The sequence below is a fragment of the Anaerococcus sp. HMSC075B03 genome, from assembly GCF_001815585.1.
GTDB lineage: Bacteria > Bacillota > Clostridia > Tissierellales > Peptoniphilaceae > Anaerococcus > Anaerococcus vaginalis.
This window is the reverse complement of the sequence record NZ_KV821195.1, coordinates 79,743-83,773: the sequence shown is the minus strand read 5'-3', so window position 1 is coordinate 83,773 and position 4,031 is coordinate 79,743. Positions and strand designations below refer to the sequence as shown.

General features: G+C 32.8%; 4 protein-coding genes. All 4 read right to left on the bottom strand.

The genetic code is table 11. From position 1 onward, the window contains the following. On the bottom strand, positions 1-470 hold a 470-nt coding region (gene mobQ, locus HMPREF3045_RS06480), incomplete at its 3' end, for a MobQ family relaxase (protein ID WP_143269983.1). A 241-nt stretch (positions 471-711) separates the two neighbouring features. Further along, the gene (locus HMPREF3045_RS06475) at positions 712-1,032 is read right to left on the bottom strand and encodes a DUF3847 domain-containing protein (protein WP_019118575.1); all 321 of its coding nucleotides are present in this window, start codon (positions 1,030-1,032) and stop codon (positions 712-714) included. A gap of 110 nt (positions 1,033-1,142) precedes the next feature. Further along, positions 1,143-2,621 (bottom strand): Lsa family ABC-F type ribosomal protection protein, encoded by a 1,479-nt coding sequence (locus HMPREF3045_RS06470; protein WP_019118576.1) that lies wholly within the window; start codon positions 2,619-2,621, stop codon positions 1,143-1,145. 47 nt (positions 2,622-2,668) lie between these two features. Beyond that, positions 2,669-4,031 (bottom strand): recombinase family protein (locus HMPREF3045_RS06465; protein WP_070738101.1); only part of this gene is annotated, 1,363 nt, incomplete at its 5' end.

The following is a 4,031-nucleotide window of genomic DNA, read 5'->3' as shown; positions in this document are numbered from 1 at the left end:
TATTCTTTTTTTGATTTTGCTCCCCATGTTTTATCTTCGTTTAACGGTCGCATGGTAAGTAAGATATGTGCGTGTGGGTTTCCGTCATTTTTATCGTGCAAAGCAACATCGGCACACATACCGACTTTCACAAAATTTTCTTTTACATATTTCCTTACAAGCTCTATCTGTTTTTCTCTACTCAGTTCTTTGGGTAAGGCAATTTCGATTTCTCTTGCAAGCTGTGAGTTTTTACTTTTTTCTATTTTCTCAACACTGTTCCACAAGACAGAACGACTTACAAATTCCTGTGGTGCATTTCGTGGCAATAAAATTTCGGTATGGGCTATTCCGCCTTTCCTTGTAAAGTCGTGGACTATGCCATCATATTCATTTTTTATCTTTTCGCCACTGCGATAGGAAGCTGCCGCAACTGCACTTTTCCCTTTGCCTCTTGAAATAATCTTTATACTGAGATGATATATCGCCATAGCTAAAAACCCCCTTTCGTTTTTCTGATACTTTTATGTGGCGATGGATAAGACTTCCTAAAAAAATCGGATAGTTTTTTATCCGATTTCTTTTTGGAAGTACACACGGGGTAGGAAATTTATTTCCGTAGGGGAGTGTAGCTCCCCTGTATCAGCGTTAGCTGATATGCTCTCTGCTAAGAGCCTTTGGAGAACGCACACACCCTTTAGGGTGTATAAGTGCGCCCTTGTAAACAAGGGACTATTCTTCGATGTCCGTTTCTTCATCTTCTTTTCCTGTATTTTCTACTTCCATCTGTTCTCTTTGCTCTATGATTTTTAAGATTTTTTGATTGACTGCTTCTTTGATATTTGGGAATGTGATTAACTGATAAAATTCATCTTTGGTGAAATCCTTGCTTTCTGTAAAGATACTTTCAAAGACTGCTCCTTTTTCATATATTCTTTTATCTCTCTTTTTTCTTTCTTCTTGTTTCTGTTGACTGATGAGCTTTTTTCTTTTGTTTTGTAACTGCTTAATTTCTTCTTCTGCCATTAAGATTTTTTCATCTATGTTTTTCATTTTCTGTGTTCCTTTCTTTTTAATTTTGAGCAATAAAAAAACAGTAAACCATTTTTTTGATTTACTGTTTCTGTGTTAGTCTTTTTCTAAACTTTGAGTGTTTATTTCATTTATAATTGTATGATTTTATTGGCTATATCCTCTACAAATCGCTTATCGTGTTCTACAAATATGAGTGTAGGCTTTGCTTCTTTTATAATTTCCTCAATCTGTATTCTTGATATTACATCTATATAATTCAGTGGTTCGTCCCAAACAAATATATGAGCTGGCTTTGATAAACTTACAGCAATTAAAACTTTCTTTTTTTGTCCATCGCTATAGTTCTTCATATCCATTTCAAATAATTCTCTTACAAAATCTAATTTCCTAAGAATTGTTTTGCACAATGTTTCATCAACACCTTGCTTATGAATATACTCATTTAGGCTACCTGTTAAATTAGATGTATCTTGAGGAATATACGATATTTTTAAATTACTTGCCGATTTTATTTCACCAATATACTCATGATGTAACTCTAATAAAATTTTAATCAAGGTTGATTTTCCACTACCATTTTGACCATATATAGCCACTATATCGCCTTGTTTTATCTCGAAACTTACATTGCTTAATATCTGTCTCTCTCCATAGCATGATGATAAATTGCTAACCGATATTAGAGGATTTTTATGATGATGTAATGGATGCAATAATAAACTTTCCTTTGTTTCAATATCTTTTAGTAAACTCTGTTTTTCTTCTATTGCCTTGTTTTGTCTATTCTCCAAATTCTTAGATTTTTTCATCATCTTGGCTGATTGATGACCTATATGTCCTTTGTCTGGTTTTACACCTGATACTTTCACACCATTTTTAGTATTTTCAATTTTATCAGACCAAATTTGACTTTGTCTTGCAGCCTCTTTTAATCGTTTAATATCTTTTCTTAATCTCTCATTTTGACTAATTTCAAATTGGTCTTTCATCACTTTGTTTTCATACCATGATGTAAAATTTCCCGATTGGACATCAATAGAATTCCTGTTAATAGAAATAACATGATTGATACAACCATCTAAAAAATCTCTATCATGAGATATAAGCAAAAATCCTTTTTTACTTTTCAGATATTCACTTACAATTTTTCTTCCGTCCATATCTAAATGGTTTGTTGGTTCATCAATAAGTAAAAAGCCATCTTCTCTTGTAAACAAAATAGCTAAAAGGATTTTTGTTTGTTCTCCTTTAGAAAGCGTTTCAAACTCTCTGTAAACAAGGTTCTCATCTACATTTAGCAAATTAAGTTCTCTAAATAATTTCCATTCTTCCTCATCTGATATTAGTTCTTTATATAACTCAATTCCTAATTTTGAAGTATCAATTATATCTGGTGGAAATTTAATAAATTCAACATCCTTGCTTATTTTACCTTGATAAGTTTCTTGATTTAAAAGTAACTTAAATAGAGTTGATTTACCAATTCCATTTCTTCCTATCAATCCTATTTTCCAGTTTGTATCAAAGGAAAACGATACATTTTCAAATATAGGTTTTACATATCCATAATATGAGAAAGTGAGGTTTTCAATTTTAATTGCCGACATAAAAACACCCCCCTCACAATCCTATTTTGTTTAATATTATACCATTTTTAAGCCATTTTTTCTATATCAGCTTTCTGTGGTACTTGACAGTTGCCTATAAAGTTAAAGTAAACATCAACTTGTTGTTTTCTGTCTTTTCCTTTTCTTCCCCCTGTTGCTTCATGGACTACTACTTTTTCTATATATTCATTTATCATCGGTACTGTAAGTTCCTCAATGTCTGTATACTTCTCTATCATCTTTAGGAATTTATCGGTATCAACTTTTCTCTGATGGTAGCTTTCTATTTCTTGCTCAAAATACTGTATTTGTTTTTCTAAGTCTTGTTGCTCCGTATCATATATATTAAATAATCTATCAAAGTGTTTTACAGGAATTTTCCCAAGTGCGTGGTCTTCATACAGCTTTGTAATAAGTGTTGTCAATTCTCCATTTCTTGAGGACAGTTTTTCTAATTTCTCTTTATCCTCTTGATACTTTTCTTCTCTTTTTTCGTCGGATAACTTGTTCATCACTTTTAGAAATTCTTGCTTTTCTTCTTTTGCAAAATCTGTTATTTCCTTTATTGATTTTAAGAGAATTTCATTCACTGTTTTTACTTTAATGTAGTGCATACTGCAACTGCCTTTTCTGTGTCTGTAATGTTGACATACAAAAGAGTAATCACTATCATATTTCTTTTCTTTATGTTCTGCCGGCTCTCTGTAACTTAATTTTCCTCCACAATCTGCACAGATTAAAAGTCCTGTAAGTGGATTTGATGTTGTACCGTACTTCGGACTTCTTCTTACTGTCTTTCTTAGCCTTTGAGCATTATTCCATGTTTCTTCGTCAATGATAGCTTCATGGGTGTTTTTGAAGATAATGAGTTCCTCTTCTTTTGCCTTTCTGCGTTTCTTAGTTTTGTAATCAAGGCATATTGTTTTACCAAGTACAGTGTGTCCCATATATTCTCTTTTTTCTAAGATATAGCCTACTGTGGTCGGCGTCCAAAAATACGGGTCTTCTATTCCTCTTTTCTTGGAGCTATGGTTATTTTCAGGGTAATGTATTTCTGCATAGGCTGATGGGATAAGGACTTTATCTTTGGTTAGTATATCTGCTATCTGTGTTACTCCATATCCCTCTATTACAAGCCTGTAAATGCGTTTTACGACCTTTGCACTCTCTTTATCGACAAGTAGCTCCTGTTTGTTCTTAGGGTTTCTAAAATAGCCGTATGGCACACTTGGGGATACTCTTTTACCCTCTTCCATTCTTGCTCTGAAGATAGATTGTATTTTTCTTGATGTATCTCTTGCGTACCATTCGTTCATAATGTTTAGAAATGGGGTAAAGTCGCTTTCTGCTTGTTTCTCACTGTCTATTCCGTTATTGATAGCAATAAACCTTACTCCCTTTTCTTTGAAC